This is a genomic window from Microbacterium sp. NPDC089190 (assembly GCF_040701795.1).
In the GTDB taxonomy this organism is placed as follows: Bacteria; Actinomycetota; Actinomycetes; order Actinomycetales; family Microbacteriaceae; genus Microbacterium; species Microbacterium galbum.
In genome coordinates this window covers 106,334-124,959 of the sequence record NZ_JBFBHF010000003.1, presented here as the reverse complement: position 1 = coordinate 124,959, position 18,626 = coordinate 106,334, and the positions used below count along the sequence as shown (strand labels likewise).

General features: G+C 69.0%; 14 protein-coding genes. 7 read left to right on the top strand and 7 right to left on the bottom strand.

Annotated features, from left to right (window positions below; all coding sequences use genetic code 11):
* The first annotated feature begins 29 nt into the window (after window positions 1-29).
* Window positions 30-950: a 2,3,4,5-tetrahydropyridine-2,6-dicarboxylate N-succinyltransferase gene (gene dapD, locus AB0230_RS10480; RefSeq protein WP_366375633.1), complete on the top strand. Its 921-nt coding sequence runs from the start codon at window positions 30-32 to the stop codon at window positions 948-950.
* Window positions 951-1,038: 88 nt separating this feature from the next.
* Here the strand turns inward: dapD and AB0230_RS10475 are convergent, their stop codons facing one another.
* From AB0230_RS10475 to AB0230_RS10455, 5 genes are all read right to left on the bottom strand, one after another.
* Entirely contained in the window at window positions 1,039-1,233 is a 195-nt protein-coding gene (locus AB0230_RS10475) for a hypothetical protein (RefSeq protein WP_315995374.1), read from the bottom strand.
* A 245-nt stretch (window positions 1,234-1,478) separates the two neighbouring features.
* Entirely contained in the window at window positions 1,479-2,774 is a 1,296-nt protein-coding gene (locus AB0230_RS10470; RefSeq protein WP_366375631.1) for a citrate synthase, read from the bottom strand.
* A gap of 321 nt (window positions 2,775-3,095) precedes the next feature.
* Window positions 3,096-4,199, bottom strand: a complete 1,104-nt coding sequence (gene dapC / locus AB0230_RS10465) for a succinyldiaminopimelate transaminase (protein ID WP_366375629.1) — start codon at window positions 4,197-4,199, stop codon at window positions 3,096-3,098.
* Window positions 4,200-4,202: 3 nt separating this feature from the next.
* Window positions 4,203-4,523, bottom strand: coding sequence for a ferredoxin (gene fdxA / locus AB0230_RS10460; RefSeq protein ID WP_076676249.1), 321 nt, complete (start codon window positions 4,521-4,523; stop codon window positions 4,203-4,205).
* 52 nt (window positions 4,524-4,575) lie between these two features.
* A complete protein-coding gene (locus AB0230_RS10455; RefSeq protein ID WP_366375626.1) occupies window positions 4,576-4,974 on the bottom strand; it encodes a DUF6113 family protein in 399 nt (132 codons plus the stop codon).
* A gap of 341 nt (window positions 4,975-5,315) precedes the next feature.
* Here AB0230_RS10455 and AB0230_RS10450 point away from each other — a divergent pair, with 341 nt between their 5' ends.
* The 3 genes from AB0230_RS10450 (at window position 5,316) to AB0230_RS10440 (ending at window position 10,287) form a co-directional block, all read left to right on the top strand.
* Entirely contained in the window at window positions 5,316-8,255 is a 2,940-nt protein-coding gene (locus AB0230_RS10450; RefSeq protein WP_366375624.1) for an Ig-like domain-containing protein, read from the top strand.
* A 520-nt stretch (window positions 8,256-8,775) separates the two neighbouring features.
* Window positions 8,776-10,023, top strand: coding sequence for an Ig-like domain-containing protein (locus AB0230_RS10445; protein ID WP_366375622.1), 1,248 nt, complete (start codon window positions 8,776-8,778; stop codon window positions 10,021-10,023).
* A gap of 33 nt (window positions 10,024-10,056) precedes the next feature.
* Window positions 10,057-10,287, top strand: a complete 231-nt coding sequence (locus AB0230_RS10440; RefSeq protein WP_366375620.1) for an RCC1 domain-containing protein — start codon at window positions 10,057-10,059, stop codon at window positions 10,285-10,287.
* A gap of 54 nt (window positions 10,288-10,341) precedes the next feature.
* Here the strand turns inward: AB0230_RS10440 and AB0230_RS10435 are convergent, their stop codons facing one another.
* Window positions 10,342-10,656: an AzlD domain-containing protein gene (locus AB0230_RS10435; RefSeq protein ID WP_366375618.1), complete on the bottom strand. Its 315-nt coding sequence runs from the start codon at window positions 10,654-10,656 to the stop codon at window positions 10,342-10,344.
* Window positions 10,653-11,381 carry an AzlC family ABC transporter permease gene (locus tag AB0230_RS10430; protein WP_366375616.1) on the bottom strand — a complete coding sequence of 243 codons (729 nt, stop codon included), beginning with the start codon at window positions 11,379-11,381 and terminating at the stop codon, window positions 10,653-10,655. Before AB0230_RS10430 ends, AB0230_RS10435 begins: the two co-directional genes overlap by 4 nt.
* 66 nt (window positions 11,382-11,447) lie before the next feature.
* Between AB0230_RS10430 and AB0230_RS10425 the strand changes: the two genes are divergently transcribed.
* The 3 genes from AB0230_RS10425 (at window position 11,448) to AB0230_RS10415 (ending at window position 18,531) form a co-directional block, all read left to right on the top strand.
* Window positions 11,448-11,999 (top strand): helix-turn-helix domain-containing protein, encoded by a 552-nt coding sequence (locus AB0230_RS10425; RefSeq protein WP_366375614.1) that lies wholly within the window; start codon window positions 11,448-11,450, stop codon window positions 11,997-11,999.
* 258 nt (window positions 12,000-12,257) lie between these two features.
* Window positions 12,258-15,182, top strand: a complete 2,925-nt coding sequence (locus tag AB0230_RS10420) for an Ig-like domain-containing protein (protein ID WP_366375612.1) — start codon at window positions 12,258-12,260, stop codon at window positions 15,180-15,182.
* A gap of 439 nt (window positions 15,183-15,621) precedes the next feature.
* The gene (locus AB0230_RS10415) at window positions 15,622-18,531 is read left to right on the top strand and encodes an Ig-like domain-containing protein (protein ID WP_366375610.1); all 2,910 of its coding nucleotides are present in this window, start codon (window positions 15,622-15,624) and stop codon (window positions 18,529-18,531) included.
* The last annotated feature ends 95 nt before the right edge of the window (window positions 18,532-18,626 follow it).

Here is an 18,626-nt window from a genome sequence, read left to right as displayed (position 1 = left end):
ACACGCGGTCCCGCCGGTAGCCTGGGCCTGTGAGCAACGAACGACGCATCAGCGCTGCCGGCCTCTCGACACGGACCACCGACGGGACGGTGCTCGACGCCTGGTTCCCGAACCCCGTCCTCGGCGACCCCGGTGACCTGGATGCCGCCGTCGCGGCGTTGGAGCCCTCGGCCGGGGCGGACGAGCGACGCGATGTCGTCGTCGAGGCGATCGCCCTCACCATCGACGTCGATGCGGCCCCCGCCTCGACGGCTGACGCGTACCTCCGTCTGCACGCGCTGTCGCACCTGCTCGTGCGCCCCAACGAAATCAACCTCGACGGCATCTTCGGGCACCTCCCCAACGTCGCGTGGACCACCGCCGGCCCGATGCATCCCGAGACCGCGGCGCGCGCCCTCCCGCAGCTCAAGCGGCACGGCATCCAGCTCCAGGGGCTCGACAAGTTCCCGCGCCTCACCGACTACGTCCTGCCCGCGGGCGTCCGCATCGCCGACGCCTCGCGCGTGCGGCTCGGTGCGCACCTCTCCCCCGGCACGACCGTCATGCACGAGGGCTTCGTCAACTTCAACGCCGGCACGCTCGGCTCGTCGATGATCGAAGGCCGCGTCTCGCAGGGCGTCGTGATCGGCGACGGCACCGACATCGGCGGCGGCGCCTCGATCATGGGCACCCTGTCGGGCGGAGGAACGCACCGCGTCTCGATCGGGGCGCGCACGCTCCTCGGCGCGAACGCGGGCATCGGCATCTCGCTCGGCGACGACTGCGTCGTCGAGGCCGGCCTCTACGTCACGGCCGGAACGAAGGTGCGCGTCGGCGACGAGACGGTCAAGGCCGGCGAGCTGTCGGGCCGCGACGGCATCCTGTTCCGCCGCAACTCCCTCACCGGCGCCGTCGAGGCGTCGGCCCGCGCCGGTGTCGGTGTCATCCTGAACGAGGCGCTGCACGCCTGACCCGGGCCGGGCAGCCGGAGCCGCACCGCTCGCGCAGCCCTGCCCCGCCCCATTCCAAAGGGGGCGGGGCCGGGCGCGGTGATACCGATCAGCGCAGGTGCTGCTCGTCGAGTTCGAGCGGGTCGGCGGCATCCGTGCCGTTCTCCTCGATGGTGCGTGGCGGCCAGGTGCGGAACACGAGCACGGCACCCACGCCCGCGATCAGAACCGTCACCAAGGGGGCGAGCGATGTCAGGACGCCCGCGTTCACCTCGGTCAGGGTGATTCCCACCGCGGCCGCCACGATCCACACGATCGCGCCGGGGGTGACGGTCGACAGTCGGTCCCGGCGTACCTCGGGCAGCGATCGCGACCTGCGCCTTGCCCTACACATAAACGCTGTTCATCGGCAGAAACACCCCGTCCCCGCGTTTCTGCGCACGGATGCCGTTCATGCCCGCTGTCGCGGCCCCTGCGCCGCCGAAAGCCCGGCCCCGCACAGCAGAACGCCCGCCCCTCGCGAGAGGGACGGGGCGTTCCGCATGCCGGTCAGACGCCGGGGTAGTCCCGCTCCGCGGCACCCGTGTACAGCTGCTGCGGGCGGCCGATCTTCGTCTGCGGGTCGGTGATGGCCTCACGCCACTGCGCGAGCCAGCCCGGCAGGCGCCCGATGGCGAACAGCACGGTGAACATGCGGGTCGGGAAGCCCATCGCCTTGTAGATCACGCCGGTGTAGAAATCGACGTTCGGGTACAGGCGACGCTCCTTGAAGTAGTCGTCCTGCAGCGCGATCTGCTCGAGCTCCTTCGCGAGGTCGAGGAGCGGGTCGCTGACGCCCAGGGCCTCGAGGACCTCGTCGGCGGCTTCCTTGACGAGCTTGGCGCGCGGGTCGTAGTTCTTGTAGACCCGGTGGCCGAAGCCCATGAGCTTGACGCCCTCTTCCTTGTTCTTCACCCGCTCGACGAAGCGCTCGACGCTCTCGCCGGAATCGCGGATGCGGCCGAGCATCTGCAGCACGGCCTCGTTCGCGCCGCCGTGCAGCGGGCCGGAGAGGGCCTGGATGCCGGCGGAGATCGACGCGAACTGGTTCGCCCCGGTCGAGCCGACAAGACGCACCGTCGAGGTCGAGGCGTTCTGCTCGTGGTCGGCGTGCAGCATGAGAAGAAGGTCGAGCGCCTTCGTCATGACGGGGTTGACCTGGTAGATCTCGCTCAGCACGCCGAAGTTGAGCTTGAGGAAGTTGTCGACGAAGCCGAGCGAGTTGTCGGGGTACAGGAACGCCTGGCCGATGCTCTTCTTGTGCGCGTATGCCGCGATCACGGGGAGCTTGGCGAGCATGCGCACGGTGTTGAGCTCGACGTGCTCGGGGTTGTGCGGGTCGGACTCGGCCTCGTAGTAGGTCGAGAGCGCGGCGGTCGCGGCCGACAGCACCGACATGGGGTGCGCGGTCGGCGGCAGTGCCGAGAAGAAGCGCTTGAGGTCTTCGTGCAGGAGCGTGTGACGGCGGATGCGCTCGTCGAACGACGCCAGCTCGGATGCCGAGGGCAGCTCGCCGTAGATCAGCAGCCAGGCGACCTCGAGGTAGGTGCTGTTCTTCGCCAGCTGCTCGATGGGGTACCCGCGGTAGCGCAGGATCCCCTGGTCGCCGTCGATGAAGGTGATGTCCGACTTCGTCGACGCGGTGTTGACGAAGCCGTAGTCGAGGGTGGTGTGCCCCGTCTGCTTCGTCAGCGACGCGATGTCGATGCTCGGGACGCCGTCGGTGCCTCGCAGGACCGGGAATTCGGCGGTGGAGCCCCCTACCGTCAGAGTGGCCTTGTCCTGCTGCGTGCCCGCGTCGCTCACCGCGCCTCCTTGCGATTTCTGGTCGCCCATGTGGTCGATCGCGGGAGCGGCGGCACCCGCGGTCTTCTCGACCGGTGGATGCCACGGGTATGGCCTCCGGGTCGGCACGCGCACGGAAGGTACCCGGACACAGTGCTTTTACAGCCTAGTAGGCACGCCGACGTACAGATGACACCACCAAAGGATCCCCCCATCGAATGGAGGGATCCTCCTGATCAGCGCACCGGATGCCGTCCACCACGACGCTGCAGCCCGGGCGGGTCGGCCGGCAGCGCTCGTGGACGAGTCACCGCCCCCGCAGCTCGCCGGCTCCCGGCTCGCTCAGCCTGCCAGGCGCTCCGCCGCCGCGGCGATCCGCTCGTCCGTCGCCGTCAACGAGAACCGCACGTGGTTCGGGAAGTGCGTGCCGTAGAAATGCCCCGGCCCCACGAGGATGCCGAGATCGGCCAGACGCCCGACGCTCTCCCACGCGTCGCGACCCTCGGTCGCCCAGAGGTACAATCCGCCCTCGCTGTGGTCGATCGTGAACCCGGCCGCCTCGACGGCGGGCTTGAGCACTGCCCGACGTCGGGCGTAGCGCTCGCGCTGCTCCTCGACGTGGGCGTCGTCGCCCAGGGCGACGGTCATCGCGCGCTGCACCGGCGCGGGGGGCATGAGGCCCAGGTGCTTGCGGCCGGTCAGCAGGCGCGTGACGAGCGCGGGGTCGCCGGCGAGGAACGCCGCGCGGTACCCCGCGAGGTTCGACTGCTTGCTGAGCGAGTACACCGACAGCACCCCGGTGAGGTCATCGCCCACGACGGCGGGGGCGAGCACGCTGGGCACGCGCTGCGCGTCCCACGGCGCCTCCCAGCCCAGCTCGGCGTAGCACTCGTCGGAGGCGAGGACGGCTCCGAGTTCGCGCGCCCGAAGCACGGCATCCCGGAGCTCGGCGACGGAGAGCACGCGCCCGTCGGGGTTTCCCGGTGAGTTGATCCAGACGAGCCGCGTGTTCTCCGGCCATTCCTGCGGATCGTCGGATGCCACGGCCTCGGCGCCGACGAGACGGGCGCCGACCTCGTACGTGGGGTAGGCGGCGCGCGGGTGCACGACCGCATCGCCCGGACCGAGGTCGAGCAGCAGCGGCAGCAGGGCCACGAGTTCCTTCGACCCCACGGTCGGGAGCACGTGCGTGGCATTCAGTGCGGGAACCCCGCGCCGGCGGTGATACCACTCCGCGATGGCCTCGCGCAGCGCGGGCGTCCCCGCGGTCTGCGGGTAGGCGTGCGCGTCGGTCGCAGCGGCGAGGGCATCGGCGATGACGGTGGGCGTCGGATCGACGGGTGAACCGATCGACAGGTCGACGATCCCGTCAGGATGCCGTCGCGCACGCTCCGCGTAGGGGGCGACCGCGTCCCAGGGGTAGTCGGCGAGGTCGGCGACGCCCACGGCTCAGTGACTCTGCGGGGGCAGCGACGACACGACCGGGTGATCCTTGGCGATCACGCCGACCTTGGCCGCGCCACCGGGAGATCCGATGTCGTCGAAGAACTCGACGTTGGCCTTGTAGTAGTCGGACCACTCCTCGGGCAGGTCGTCTTCGTAGTAGATCGCCTCGACGGGGCAGACCGGCTCGCACGCACCGCAGTCGACGCATTCGTCGGGGTGGATGTAGAGCGACCGCTCGCCTTCGTAGATGCAGTCGACCGGACACTCGTCGATGCAGGCGCGGTCTTTGACATCGACACACGGGAGGGCGATCACGTAAGTCACGTGCCCAGTCTAATCGCGCTGCGGCGCACGGCCCTTCCGCCGAGCCGCGGACCTATGATCCGCTGGTACGAGCCGGGGCCGGGAGCCGGGAGAAGTCGGGCCACAACGCCACGAGCACCATGAGCGCGGGACCCACGACCGTCCAGACGAGCGGAATCCACTCGGTCCCCGCGGTCGGGGCGGCCACGATCGCCGATCCGCCGGGGCCGACCTGCGAGAACACGTAGGTCGCGAGTGTGATGCCGAGCCCACCGGCCAGGGCGTTCACGCGGTCTCCCGTCAGGGTGCGCAGCGCGATGAGCAGGGCGGCGCTGCCGACCGTCGCGAGCAGCAGGCCCACGGGGGCCGGACCGAGGAGGAACGCCTGCGTCACCGTGCCGGCCGCGCCGTAGAAGGCACCGATCGCCGCCGCGACGATCCAGCCGACGACGCGGAGAATGCCGTACTTCACGAATCCGATCCTACGGTCGCCGCCGATGGCGCGGCTGTGAGCACGGTCGCCCCCTGCCGCCACGGAGCACGGAGACGGAGAGCCCGCGTCGACCTGCTCGGCAGAATGACCCGCGCCGAACGCCCTGTCGTCGTCGATGCGAACGACGTGCTGCGGGTGAAACCGCCGGGGCCGCCTCGGCTCTCGTGGGTGAATCCGCCTCTGGGGAGGACGCGTCGATGTCGCGAAAACGTCGCCTATACATGCTCACCCCGCCCCTTCGGGCCTCCCGACCCCATCCGGGAACCCGCGGGCGCGCGGCACGCTGATGCCATCGCTGTCGCCATGACCTTAGGACCCTGATGAGTTCTCTCTCGCCCACGCCGCCTTCTCCCTCACCCGACGCGCCCACGCAGGCCGCGCGGAGCGTCTCGCGCCGCGCGCTCATCGCGGGCGGCGCCTGGGCCGTTCCCGCCATCGTCACGGCGACCGCGGTCCCCGCGGCCGCGGCGGCGTCGGATGGCGCGCCAATCGACAGTCTCAACATGAACGTCGGCCGCCTCGAAGCCGGCGGGTCTGCGCCGGTTGAGGTGCTCGTGCGGGACGCGAACTACTCCCCGAAGGTCGGGGTCCTCGTAACGTTCTCGTCGTCGGCGAACGTGACCATCTCCCCGACATCGACCCTCACCGACAGCGATGGATTCGCACGGGCGACCGTGACATCGACGTCGGTGTGGGAGCGGCCCGGCTCCGGCACCTCGGAAACCGCGCAGGTGACGGACAAGGGCAACACCCGCACCATCGGGGTCGGTGCGGTGATCGGCGGAGCGAACGCCTACGGCGTGGGAGACAACGCGAAGAGTCACCTCGGCACCGGGTCGACCGATGCGTACGGGGCGACTGCCGCTCAGCTTGCGCGGAAGTTCTACTCCACCCTCGAATCCGTCGTCTCGGGAGCCGACTTCACGCTCGCCTGGAGCGCCGAGGGCAACGTCATCTCGGTCATCGGCGCCAACGACCGGGGGCAGCTCGGTCTCGGCGACACGCGGGACCGGTCGGAGTGGGAACAGGTCGGCGGCAACTGGGACGACGACCCGTCGCAGCGACCGTGGTGGGGAAAGTCGGACGATACGGCCACAGTGCAGATCGCCGCGGGGCGTCAATCGGCATACGTGCTGCTGGCGAACGGAGACGTGTACGCCTGGGGGGCGAACGAAGCCGGCCAGCTCAACCTCGGCAATATGACCGACCAGCTCCAGCCCGTGCTCGTCGCGAGAGACGTGGCGGCGATCGCGGCGGGAGACGCCTTCCTGATCATGCTCGACCGCGGAGGGAAGATCACGACGGCCGGCAACAACGACCACGGCCAGCGCGGTGACTTCACTCTTCGAAATCACTCGGGCATCGCGCAGGTCGCGGCAGGGGACAAGACCGGGTACGCCCTCACCGACGACGGCAAGGTGCTCGTGTGGGGAAGCAACGACAAGGGCCAGCGAGGCTTGGCTTTCGGAGAAGAAGATGACGACCGGACCAACTGGGCGACGTGGGCGACCCTCGCGGTCATCAGCGGGGTGATCCGTATCGCCGCCGGACACCAGACCATTTACGCCTTGCGGTCGGACGGCACCGTCTGGGCCTGGGGTCGCAACAACGTGGGACAGCTGGGCGACGGGACGACGACAAACCGGAGCACGCCCGTGCAGGTCACTGGCCTGGAGAACGTGGTCGAGATCGCCGCGAACGGGGAGAGCGCACGGGCGCTGCTGTCGAATGGCGAGATCCGCTCCTGGGGAGGCAACGGCGCGGGCATCCTCGGAGACGGGTCGACGGCCAACCAATCGACCCCCGTCACGACGGCGGGCACGCAGAACGTCGCACGGCTCGGGGCATCGTCGAGCACCGGCACCGCGTCGTACCTGCTCACCGAGGACCGCCGCGTGCAGCTCGACTTCACGGATCCGCAGTACCTCACGGCGGGCGACGAGACGCGGCTGAACGCGAAGGTGGCCTCCCCCACGGGTGCCCCGGTCTCCGCACGGGGTATCGCCTTCACCACGCGGGGAGCGACCGTGAACGGCGTGAACACGTCCAACGAGTCCGCCTCCGCGCGCGTGGAGATCGAAGACGTCTGGACCACCCCCGGAACGGTGGTGCGTGCGGAGGCGAAGTCAGGCTTCGCCCGTGCGAGCCGACTTCTGAGCGTGCGCGGCGCCAACGCCTTGGCCGTGGGTGACAACCAGCACGGACGCACCGGCACGGACAGCTCCAGCGACGTTGTGGGCTCACCGTTGCAGCTTCCGCGCATCTTCCCGTTCCCCATCACCGCCATCGCGGGCGGGCTCGAGTTCACACTCGCGCTCCTTGAGAACGGGACCGTCTGGTCCGTCGGCTCCAATTACAGCGGTCAGCTCGGTGACGGCACCACCACGGACCGCACCACATGGGCTGCAGTATCCGGCATCAGCAACGCAGTCGGGATCGCGGTCGCGAGCCGCACCGCGGTGGCCCTCCTCGCGGACGGGACCGTGATGCAGTGGGGATCCGATCTCGACGAGCTCAGCGACAATCCTCCGGCCCTGTCTCCGACACAGGTCGTCGGCATCGACGACGCGATCCAGATCGCGGCGGCTGCCGGTACCATTTACGCGCTTCGCCCGAACGGCAGCGTCTCCGCGTGGGGCTCGAACCTCTCGTGGATGCTCGGCGACGACTCGGCAGGTTACTACCGCGCGACCCCGGGCCCCGTCCCCGGCATCACTAACGCGGTCGAGGTGGCCGCGACCAACGACACCGCGCTCGTCCGTCTTTCCACCGGAGAGATCTACGCGTGGGGGTCCAACGGCAGCGGCGCGCTGGGGAACGGAACGGAGAACGACTTCTCCATCCCGGGTTCCATCTCGGTTCCCAGCCAGAGAAACCCCCAGCCGGTGACCGGCATCTCCACGGCCAAGAAGATCGTCGCCGGGGGGTACTCGGTCTACGCGCTCCTGACCTCTGGGGAGATTCGCTCCTGGGGATGGAATGATTCTGGGCAGCTCGGTGACGGCACCACCACCGACCGCACCACTCCCGTCTCCGTCTCGGGCATCACGAACGCTGTCTCGATCGGCGCCGGGTTCAACAGCGCCTACGCGATCCTCGCCGACGGCACCAGCCGCGCGTGGGGCGACAACAGCAACGGCCAGCTCGGCGACGGCACCACGACGAACCAGAACACTCCGATCACGCTGTCGCTCGGACGATCCCTGAAGGGCTTCGGCATCCGACCCCCCTGGAAGACGACGCACTTCATCACCGACTGATCCAGCCGCCGAACGAGACGCTTCGGAGCCGCCCTCACGCGCTCCGGAGCGTCTCACGCTTCACACCGTGGGCATCCCGTCTCGCGTCGACTCGAATCCGGAAGGCACACACGGGACCCACACGTCGTCCACCAATCCCACGTCTCGCGCTCTGACTCGGCAAGGTGAAGCGCACGGGGCGCACGAAGGACCAAACGGGTGGCGAACAGACCACGACGGCGGGGAGGGCGGAGGGTGACTTTTCGTCACGTGAGGATGAAGACCCCGGTGAGGCTTCCCCGGAACGCTCCGCCCCGGCGGCGAACGAGCATCGACAAATCAGGGTGAGAGGCGCATCGTTTCGCGCCGCCACCCGCCACCCCCGACTGACGCACCCGCGCATGCATACATCTCGCCAGGACCGCGGGGCCCGCAGCCACCTCGGAAGCATTCGCTCAGCCTCCATCCTTGATGGCACCGGCGACATGCCGGGATTCGCTTCCGCTCTTCACTGAGACGCCTCGACGGAGGACACGCCACGATGCCCATCGCCCCCTCGACTTCTTCCGCCGCCTCGACTGTCAAGCCCGCAGGGCCGTCCCGTCGCGCGGTCATCGCCGGCAGCGCTTGGGCCGTTCCCGTGATCGTCACCGCAACGGCGGTGCCCGCCTTCGCCGCCGCCTCCGGCATTCCTGTCGTCACCGCGTCGACGCCGACCGGCAGCGGCCCGGCCGCCGGAGACGTGATCATCACCGTGACCGTCACCGATACCTCTGGCACTCCTCTGTCGGGCCGCGCCGTGTCGTTCACCGGGCCGTCCGGGGTGTCCTTCTCCCCTGCGAATCCCACGACGGACGAATCCGGGGTCGCGACCTCGACGATGACCACCAGCAACACCTGGGCGAAGCCCGGCAGCAGCGTCACCGTCACCGCGCTCGTCAACGGGGCCAGCGGCACGGTCACCGTCACGCAGCTCGGCGCGAACGCGTACGTCGTCGGCAGCAATGCCTCCGGCAAGGCCGGCGTCCCGTCCGGGGTCGACACCGGCGCCCCCGTGCAACCGGCACTGGCGTTCTCCTCCCCCATCCGTTCGGTCGCCTCGGGAACACAGTTCTCCCTCGCTCTGCTGGAAGACGGAACAGTGTGGGCGGTGGGGGACAACACCTACGGCCAGCTCGCCGACGGCACGACGACCTCACGCTCGACGTGGGACAGGATCACGGGCCTGTCGGGCGTCGTCGCTCTTGCCGCCGGAGATGTCGCCGGTATCGCCCTACTGTCCGACGGAACGATCCGCACGTGGGGCGACAACAGCGTCGGTCAGCTCGGCGACGGCAGCGACGTCGCGTTCAGCACCACGTTGGTCACCGTTCTCGGCATCGACAGCGCGGTGTCCGTTGCCGTCGGAAACAACAACGCCTACGCGGCTCTCGCAGACGGCACGGTTCGCGCGTGGGGCGACAACGACTACGGTCAACTCGGCGACGGGACGACAACGCACAGCAGTACTCCTGTGGTGGTGACCGGGATATCCTCCGCCGTCCAGGTGGCCTCGGGCGCGGTCAGCGCCTATGCGCTGCTGACCAACGGAGAGATCCGCGCGTGGGGCAGCAATGACCGCGGCCGCCTGGGCGACGGCACCACCACGAACAGCAGCATCCCCGTTTCCGTCTCCGGCATCACTTCCGCGGTGCATATCAGCGGTGGGTTCGTATCCGCTTACGCTCGCCTCGGTGACGGAACCGTCATGTCGTGGGGTGGCAACGACAGCGGTCAGCTCGGCGTGTGAACGTCGAGCTGGAGCGACGCCACCAGCATTCCCGTGAGCGTTTCAGGGGTTTCGACGGCCGTCCAGATCTCCGCGGCCGCGCAGGGTGCCTACGCCCTGTGCAGCGACGGAACCATCTACGCATGGGGCTCCAACGCGGCGACGACGCCGACCACCTCGCCCGTCGTGGTCACCGGCACGCAGAACGTCACACGACTCATGTTCGACGCCGGCATGTCATCGCAGAACACGCTGTTCCTGATCACCGGCGACCGCATCGTCTGACGCGGTTTTCGCGGCCCCGTGAACCATCGGGCCGTCCGAGCACACGGTCCCGGCTCAGGCGGCCCACCCCCACCAGCGCAAGAGCGCCGCAGTCAGAGCTGCGGTGGCGACCACCACGAGGAACGGCGCGCGCGCCCACAGCAGCACCGCAGCGACTCCCACCGCAGGGAGGCGCGCATCGATCGCGAGGGAAGAACCCGCTGCGATCGTCTGCACCGCCACCAAGGCCGCGAGCAGGGCAACCGTCAGCAGGTCCGTGATGCGCGCCGGCCGCGGCGACTCGAGCCAACGCGCGGGAAGCAGGTAACCGACGCCTTTCAGCGCCAGGCACAGGATGGATGCCAGCAGCACAGCGGTCCACAGAGTCATGGCATCCCCCTTTCCTCGGCGGGCCCTGCGCCGGCGGGCCTCGAGCGTCGCGGATCGAACAGGCCCACGGCCACGGCCACCCCGGCCGCGGCGATGACCGGAATGCCGGGCATGAGCACGGGTGTGAGGAGCGCCGCCACGACGCCCGCACCGGCGGCGACCGCGAGCGGCTGTCGCCCGCGTAAGCGCGGCCACAGCAGGGCGAGGAAAGCTGCTGCCGCCGCCGCATCCAAACCGTACGCGCGCGGGTCGCCGAGGACGTCGCCGAGAAGAGCACCGAGCAGCGTCGAGAGGTTCCAGCCGATCCAGATCGCCACCCCGGTGACCCAGAACCCGGCTCGGCGCGCGCGCGGCTCGGTCTGGGCCAGGCCGACGGCGACGGATTCGTCGATCGTGAATTGCGTCGCGCCGGCCTTCCGCCAGAAGCCTCCCGCCACCACCGGGGCCATCCGCATCGCGTAGGCCGCGTTTCGCACGCCCAGCAGCACCGCCGAGGCGATGGCAGCGGGGGCGGCGGCAACTCCTCCGGCGGCGATCACGCCGACGAAAGCGAACTGCGACCCACCCGTGAACATCAGCAGGCTCAGCACGCAGGTCTGCCAGACATCGAGACCGGATGCCACCGACAGAGCGCCGAACGAGATGCCGTATGCGCTGGTGGCGAGAGCCACGGCAAGCCCTTGGCGGGCCGCGACACCCTCGGGTGTTCGGAAGAGCGAACGCATGGCCATCATCGTGAACGATGGTCGCGCCGTTCGTCAAGTCGAACAATCGCCAAGCAGAATGAACGCATGACCGAGCTCGGCGACCGCATCGCGACGACGCTCCGCCGCGAGCGAGAGAGACGCGACCTCAGCGTCTCGGAGCTCGGTCGGCGCGCCGGGGTCGCGAAGGCCACGATCTCCCAGCTCGAGAACGGCGGCGGTAACCCCAGCGTCGAGACGCTCTGGGCGCTGGCGAGCGCTCTCGACGTCCCCTTCGCCGTCTTCGTCGACGAGGGCGTCCGCTCCCCCACCCTCATCCGCGCCGGAGAAGCGGCCACGGCGGTGCCGTCCTCGGCATCCGACTATTTGGCCGTTCTGCTGTCGGCGAGCCCTCCGCACGCGCGCCGTGACATCTACCTCCTGAGTGCCGAACCGGGCTCGCCGCGCGTGTCCGACCCGCACCCCCGCGGCACCGTCGAGCACCTCGTGATGGTCAGCGGTCGCGGGCGGGTCGGTCCCGCCGACGCCCCCTACGAGCTCGCCCCGGGTGATTATCTGTCTTACGCGGGTGATGCTCGCCATGTGTTCGAGGCGCTGACCCCGGGCATGAGCGCCGTCTGCGTCGTCGAGTCGCACTGACCGCGCCTCGGACATCCGCACTCTCCGTCGTCCGGGCAATCGCGGGGATTCAGAGGATTCACCCCTCGTCTCGACGAGGTGGCCGGGAGGCGACAGAGCGCCAAGATGCGTGTCCTCCCCGCTTTTCCCCGTCAGTTCACCTCAGCCCGGAACTCATGCACACATGTGCGCCGATCAGATGAGATGGCCGAGCGTGCGGATGCCACTGCGCCGCCGCTTCTCGCCCGCTCTCCTCACGAACCCGGGGTACACATCGCCATGACCGCACCCTCGTCGACGCCCGCGCCCACCCCGACAACCCCCACGCTGTCGCGCCGCCACGTGCTCGCCGGTGCGGCCTGGGCGGTCCCCGCGATCGTCACCGTCACCGCCACGCCGGCCTTCGCCGCCACCTCGTCCGACGCGACCACGACCGTCACCACTCCGAACATGCAGGCGCCGGCTTCCGGGACCGTTGTGGTCACGGCCGTCGTCACGAACGCATCGGGCCAGCCCCTCGCGGGCCAGTCCGTGGCCTTCTCCGGACCTGCGGGCTCGACCTTCTCGCCCGACACCGCCACCACCGACGGCTCCGGCATCGCGACGAGCACCCTCACCACTGCGGATGCCTGGGCACTGCCTGGGAGCAGCGTGACCGTCACCGCGCTCAGCAACGGCGCCTCCGGCACCGCGCCGTTGACCGTGCTCGGCGCGAACGCTTACTCGGTGGGCGCGAACTGGTCGGATGCGACGCCCGGAACGCGCGACGACAACTCCGTGGCGCAGCTTCGACAGGACTTCCCCTCCCCCATCGTCGCCATCGCCTCCAGCCTCGCCGCCGGCGAGAGGCCGCTCTTTCCCGACAGCGACACCTACAACGTCCCGAGAGTGTTCACGCTCGCGCTCCTGCGCGATGGCACGGTATGGGCCGTCGGCAGCAACGCGGAGGGGCAGCTCGGAGACGGCACCACCATCGACCGCGCTACCTGGGCACCCATCCCCGGACTCTTCGACGTGAAGCAGATCTCCACCCAGGAGGGCACGGGATATGCCCTCCTCTCCGACGGCACCATCCGCTCCTGGGGATCGAACGCGCACGGAAGCCTCGGCAACGGCACAGACGTGAGTTTCTCGACCACCCCGGTCGCCGTGTCCGACATCTCCACCGCCACCCGCCTGGGCAACGGAATCGCCCTCCTCGCCGATGGCACCATCCGCACCTGGGGCTCCGGCTACGCGGGACGTCTCGGCAACGGCTCCGGCGTGGACCACAACGTCCCGGTCGCCGTCACCGGGATCGACACAGCGGTCCGCGTCGCCGCGAACGCGAAGTGCGGCTTCGCCGTGCTCGCCGACGGGAGCGTCAGGGCGTGGGGCGCGAACCAGAACCGCGAGCTCGGCGATGGCACCACCGAGCTTCGCGAAGAGCCCGTCAGCGTCCTCGACATCAGCACCGCCGTCGACATCGCGTGCGCGGGGTCGAGCGCGTACGCGTTGCTGAGCGACGGCACGATCCGCGCCTGGGGCATTAACGGCTACGGACAGCTCGGCGACGGCACCACCGAAGAACGCACCGCTCCCGTCGCCGTGAAGGGAATCTCCACCGCCGTTGCCATAACGGGCACGTCGGACGGGGGCTTCGCCCTCCTGAACGACGGGACCATCACGGCATGGGGAGGTGCCCCGGGCATTCCCGACTCAGGCCCCGGCACGATCACCGGAACGCAGAACGTGACCACGCTGGCCGCCAACGGATACACGTTCACGGGCTTCTTCATCGTCGGCGAGCGGGTTTTCGATGTGTACGGCGTGGTCGTCGAGGCCGGCGGCGATTACAACTACGCCTACGTCTTTCTCAAGAACGCAGAAGGCGAGAATCTGGTCGGCGGTCAGATCATCACGATGACCGCCCCGAGCGTCCTGTCCGTTCTGGTTCCAGACCGGGACGGTAACTTCGTCCACGGGAACTCGGCCGTCAGCAGGAACCCCTATACGCTTTTCGGCCTGGCCGCCCCCGACCCTTGGACTACCCCCGGGACAACCCTCGATCTCACGGTCAGCAGCGCAGGCGCCAGTGCCATTGCTCCCGCGAGCGTCGTCGGCGCGAACGCTTACGCTGTGGGCGCGAACGATTTCCAGGAGTCGGGAACCCCGTCTTCGGCATCCGTCCTGTCGGAGCCGACCCAGCTCCGCAAGAGGTTCTGGTCTCCGATCACCGCGGCTGCCAGCGGAAGGCGTTTCTCCGTCGTTCTCCTCTCCAGCGGACAAGTGCTGATTACGGGTGACAACCGTTACGGACAACATGGCGCCGGTTCCAACGACCCGATCGACGGATACTGGACGCTCGTCGACGGCATCGACGACGCCGTCGGCATCGCCGTTGCAGGCGACACCTGTATCGCTCTGCTCTCCTCTGGAAGCGTGGTGCAGTGGGGCAGGAATCTCAACCCTCACGACGACGACTCATTCGTGACGACGCCTACCCCGGTCGATGGCATCACCGATGCCATCCAGATCGCCGGCTCGAGCACGGCGTTCTTCGCGCTCCGCCCTGACGGAACGGTCTTGGCCTGGGGGTACAACGAGACCCTGGAGTTCGGCGTCGGGTGGCCCGTGGTGTACCGCTCCTCCCCCGAGGCCGTTCCCAACCTGTCGAATGTCGTCGAGGTTCAGGCCGCATCGCATACCGTATTCGCGCGCCTGTCGACCGGGGAGGTGTACTCCTGGGGCTCCAACGATGGCGACGGCACCCTCGGAAACGGCACCGCGAACGAATACACGGAGGGCTCGGTCGGAGTCCCCATGCAGATGACACCCGGTCCGGTCACGGGCATCGACAACGCCATCCGCATCGCGGCAGGCCCCTCGACCGGGTATGCCCTGCTCGCCACGGGACAGATCGTCGCATGGGGGGGAAATTCCTCCGGGGAAGTGGGCGACGGCACCACCGACATCCGCAGAACGCCCGTCCCCGTCTCCGGCATCGCCAACGCGGTCACGATCGGCGCCGGGTACTACTGCGGATACGCGATCCTCGCCGACGGCACGTCGCGCGCGTGGGGAAACAATGAGCTCGGACAGCTCGGTGACGGCACTACGACGAGCCAATCCGCACCGATACCGCTCCTGCCCCAGGGTCGCCCGCTGAAGGGCTTCTCTACCAGCGTGCAGTGGGCGAGCTCGATCTTCATCACCGTCCCCTGACCGCCCTCCCCCGCTCTGTCGGGGTGTGCGTCTGACCACGTGCACCCCGACAGGTCCTCCTCGAGGAGCAGTGGCATCCGTGTCGGTGGTCGCGGGTGAAAACCGCACGCACATCAGGCGAAGGTGAGCTTGCCTCACGGCAGCCGTGACGCGCGTCGCGCCCGTATCGTCACCCGCCCCGCCTGCCGGGACGCCGCACGCACTGCGCACCGATCACGCCGTCCTCCTCGAATACGGAGACAACCGGGCTCCTTATCGAGGATCTCCGTGGACGCAATGCCGACCCGCCGCCACGGTCCGCGGGTCATCCCGCGCCGCTTCACCTCACCCGAGGCGGAACCGGGGCGGCGTTCCGTCTCGGCTAGACAGTCCAGATAGCAGGGTCTCGTTGAACCTCGCTCCTCCTCGCTCTCCGACCGCACCCGAGGTGTCCACCGCCATGACCGCATCCGTGCCCAGCCTGAATCCCGCCACACCCGCACTGTCTCGCCGCACCGTCATCGCCGGGGCCGCGTGGTCGATCCCCGTGATCGTCGCCGTCACCGCGACCCCCGCGTTCGCCGCCGCCTCGAACGTTCCCACCGTCACCACGACGACGCCCAGCATGCAGGCTCCCGCCGCAGGGCAAGTCCTCGTCACCGCCGTGGTCAAGGACGCCTCCGGCGCCCCGCTCTCGGGTCAGCCGGTATCGTTCACCGGGCCGTCGGGCACGACCTTCTCCCCCTCGACGGCGACCACCGACGGGGCGGGTACCGCCGCGAGCACGCTGACCACGAACGACGCGTGGGCCCTCCCCGGAAGCAGCGTCACCGTCACCGCGCTCAGCAACGGAGTGTCCGGCAGCGCGCCCCTCACCGTGCTGGGCGCCAACGCCTACGGCCTCGGCGACAACACGAATGGGATGATCGGAAACGGCTCTTCTGCGTCGCAGATCAGTCCCGCGGCGCAGCTGTCGTATTCCTTCCCCGCGCCTCTCCTGCAGATCGCCTCTGGGAACGCGTTTTCACTCGCCGTTCTGAAAGACGGCACGGTCTGGACAGTCGGAGCCAACGACGCGGGCCAGCTCGGAGACGGCACGACAAGCCCTCGCACGACCTGGGCACAGGTGCCGAGCGTGACCGGCGTGGTCCAGGTAGCCGCGGCGATGACCACGAGCTACGCCCTCCTCTCGGACGGCACGATTCGCGCCTGGGGCGGAGGAGGCGGGAGCGCCGACGACAACACCCAGACTCTCAACCAGCTCGGCAACGGAACGAGCGGCGGCAGCAGCGTCCCTGTCGTCGTCTCCGGAATCACGACTGCCACGCAGATCTGCGCGAGCGGGATGACCGCAATGGCCCTACTCGGCGACAGAACAGTCCGCGTCTGGGGCGGAAACGGAACCGGCCAGTACGGTACAGGGAGCTACGACGAATCGGACGTTCCGGTGGCGGTGCCCGGCCTCAGCGGCGTCGTCCAGGTCGCAATGGGCGGTTTCAACGGTTATGCGTTGCTGTCTGACGGCACGATCCGCTCGTGGGGTGCGGGATGGGACGGCGCCCTCGGCAACGGCACCACCAACCCGAGTCTCACTCCTACTGCCGTCGCCGGCATCACCACCGCCACCCGGATCACCGCGGGGCAGTCGACCGCATACGCGCTCCTGGCAAGCGGTGAAATCCGCGCTTGGGGACGTGGGCAGGAGAACCAGCTCGGCAACGGCGCAGCCAGCGACAGCAGCACCCCCGTCGCCGTCGCCGGCATCAACACCGCTACTCAACTCGCCTCTGGATACGAATCCGCGTACGCCATCCTCGCCGACGGCTCCGTCAAGGCCTGGGGAAACGGGCGGAGCGGCCAGCTCGGCGATCCGACCATCTCCTCCGCATCCACCCCCGTCACGCTCGCGGGAACCACCAACGTCACCCGCGTCACCGGCAGCGGCAACCCGGCGAACACCTTCCTCATCGTCGGAGATCGCATCGTTTCGTTCTCTTCGGCCGCCCCCACCACCATCACCGCCGGCGAGATCGCTCCCCTGCAGGTGACGGTCGGGACGAACCCCGACGGATCGCCGCTCGCCGGGCAGACCGTCGCGTTCACCGCAGGTGCAGGGACGAATTTCAATCCCACGAACGCGAAGACGAATTCGAGCGGATCGGTCGCGACGACCCTGTTCTCGACCGACCCGTGGGCCACGCCGGGAAGCACCCTCACCGTGAGCGCGTCGAGCGGCGGGTACACCGCGACGAAGGAGCTGACCGTCTTGGGGGCTAACGCTGTCGCCGTCGGTGACAATCGGGCCGGCCGCACCGGCACGGGCACCCCCAGCGCCGTCGTGGGCGCGCCGTGGCAACTCATGCGCGTCTTCCCGTCACCGATCACGGCCATCGCGGGCGGGGAGCAGTTCACTCTCGCGCTGCTGGCGGACGGCACTGTGTGGGCCGTCGGTTCGAACGACAGCGGTCAGCTCGGCGACGGCACGACGAACGACCGGTCGACCTGGGCGGTCGTCCCCGGCATCAGCAACGCGGTCGGCATCGCCGTCGCCACACGCACCGGCGTGGTCCTCCTGGCGAACGGCACCGTGATGCAGTGGGGAGCCAGCCTTGACGAGTTCAACCGCAGCACGACACTGACTCCCACCGCGGTTCCGGGCGTCAGCGACGCCGTTCAGATCGCGGCGGCGGGTATGACGGTCTATGCAGTTCGACCGAACGGCAGCGTCCTCGCCTGGGGGAGCAATTTCACATGGCTACTGGGTGACGGTTCGACAGGTCAATACCGCGCGGCCCCAGGACCGGTATCGGGCATCACCAACGCAATCGAAGTGACTGCGACGAACAACACCGCTCTCGTGCGGCTCACCACCGGGGAGATCTACGCGTGGGGATCGAATGGCAGCGGCGCGCTGGGGAACGGCACCGAAAACGATCGCTCCAGACCCGGCTCGGTCTCCGTTCCCAGCCAGAAGTACCCGCAGCCGGTCACGGGCATCACGACAGCGAAGAAGATCGTCGCCGGAGGCTATGCGGTCTACGCGCTGCTGACCTCGGGCGAGATCCGCTCGTGGGGCTGGAACTCCTCAGGGCAGCTGGGTGACGGCACGATGACCGATCGCACCACCCCGGTCTCCGTCTCCGGCATCCGCAATGCCGTCACGATCGGCGCAGGATTCGAAAGCGGATACGCAATCCTCGCCGATGGGACGAGCCGGGCCTGGGGCGGCAACAGAGACGGTCAGCTCGGCGACAACACGACGACGAATCAAAGCACTCCGATCGTCATCTCCCCCTCGGCGCCCGCCGGAAAGCCGCTGAAGGGCTTCGGCTCCCGGCCCGCCTGGACCACGACGCACTTCATCTTCTGATTCTTCGAACCCCGAGACGCTCCGGAGCCCCGCCGTACGCTCCGGAGCGTCTCGGCGTCGTGGCCCTGGCGGCTGCGACCGGTGCGCCTGCACGC

Coding starts and splice junctions, on each gene's coding strand:
- AB0230_RS10420 (WP_366375612.1), top strand. CDS start 12,258: ATGACCGCACCCTCGTCGACGCCCGCGCCCACCCCGACAACCCCCACG.
- AB0230_RS10435 (WP_366375618.1), bottom strand. CDS start 10,656: ATGACTCTGTGGACCGCTGTGCTGCTGGCATCCATCCTGTGCCTGGCG.
- AB0230_RS10445 (WP_366375622.1), top strand. CDS start 8,776: ATGCCCATCGCCCCCTCGACTTCTTCCGCCGCCTCGACTGTCAAGCCC.
- AB0230_RS10415 (WP_366375610.1), top strand. CDS start 15,622: ATGACCGCATCCGTGCCCAGCCTGAATCCCGCCACACCCGCACTGTCT.
- AB0230_RS10425 (WP_366375614.1), top strand. CDS start 11,448: ATGACCGAGCTCGGCGACCGCATCGCGACGACGCTCCGCCGCGAGCGA.
- AB0230_RS10430 (WP_366375616.1), bottom strand. CDS start 11,381: ATGCGTTCGCTCTTCCGAACACCCGAGGGTGTCGCGGCCCGCCAAGGG.
- AB0230_RS10450 (WP_366375624.1), top strand. CDS start 5,316: ATGAGTTCTCTCTCGCCCACGCCGCCTTCTCCCTCACCCGACGCGCCC.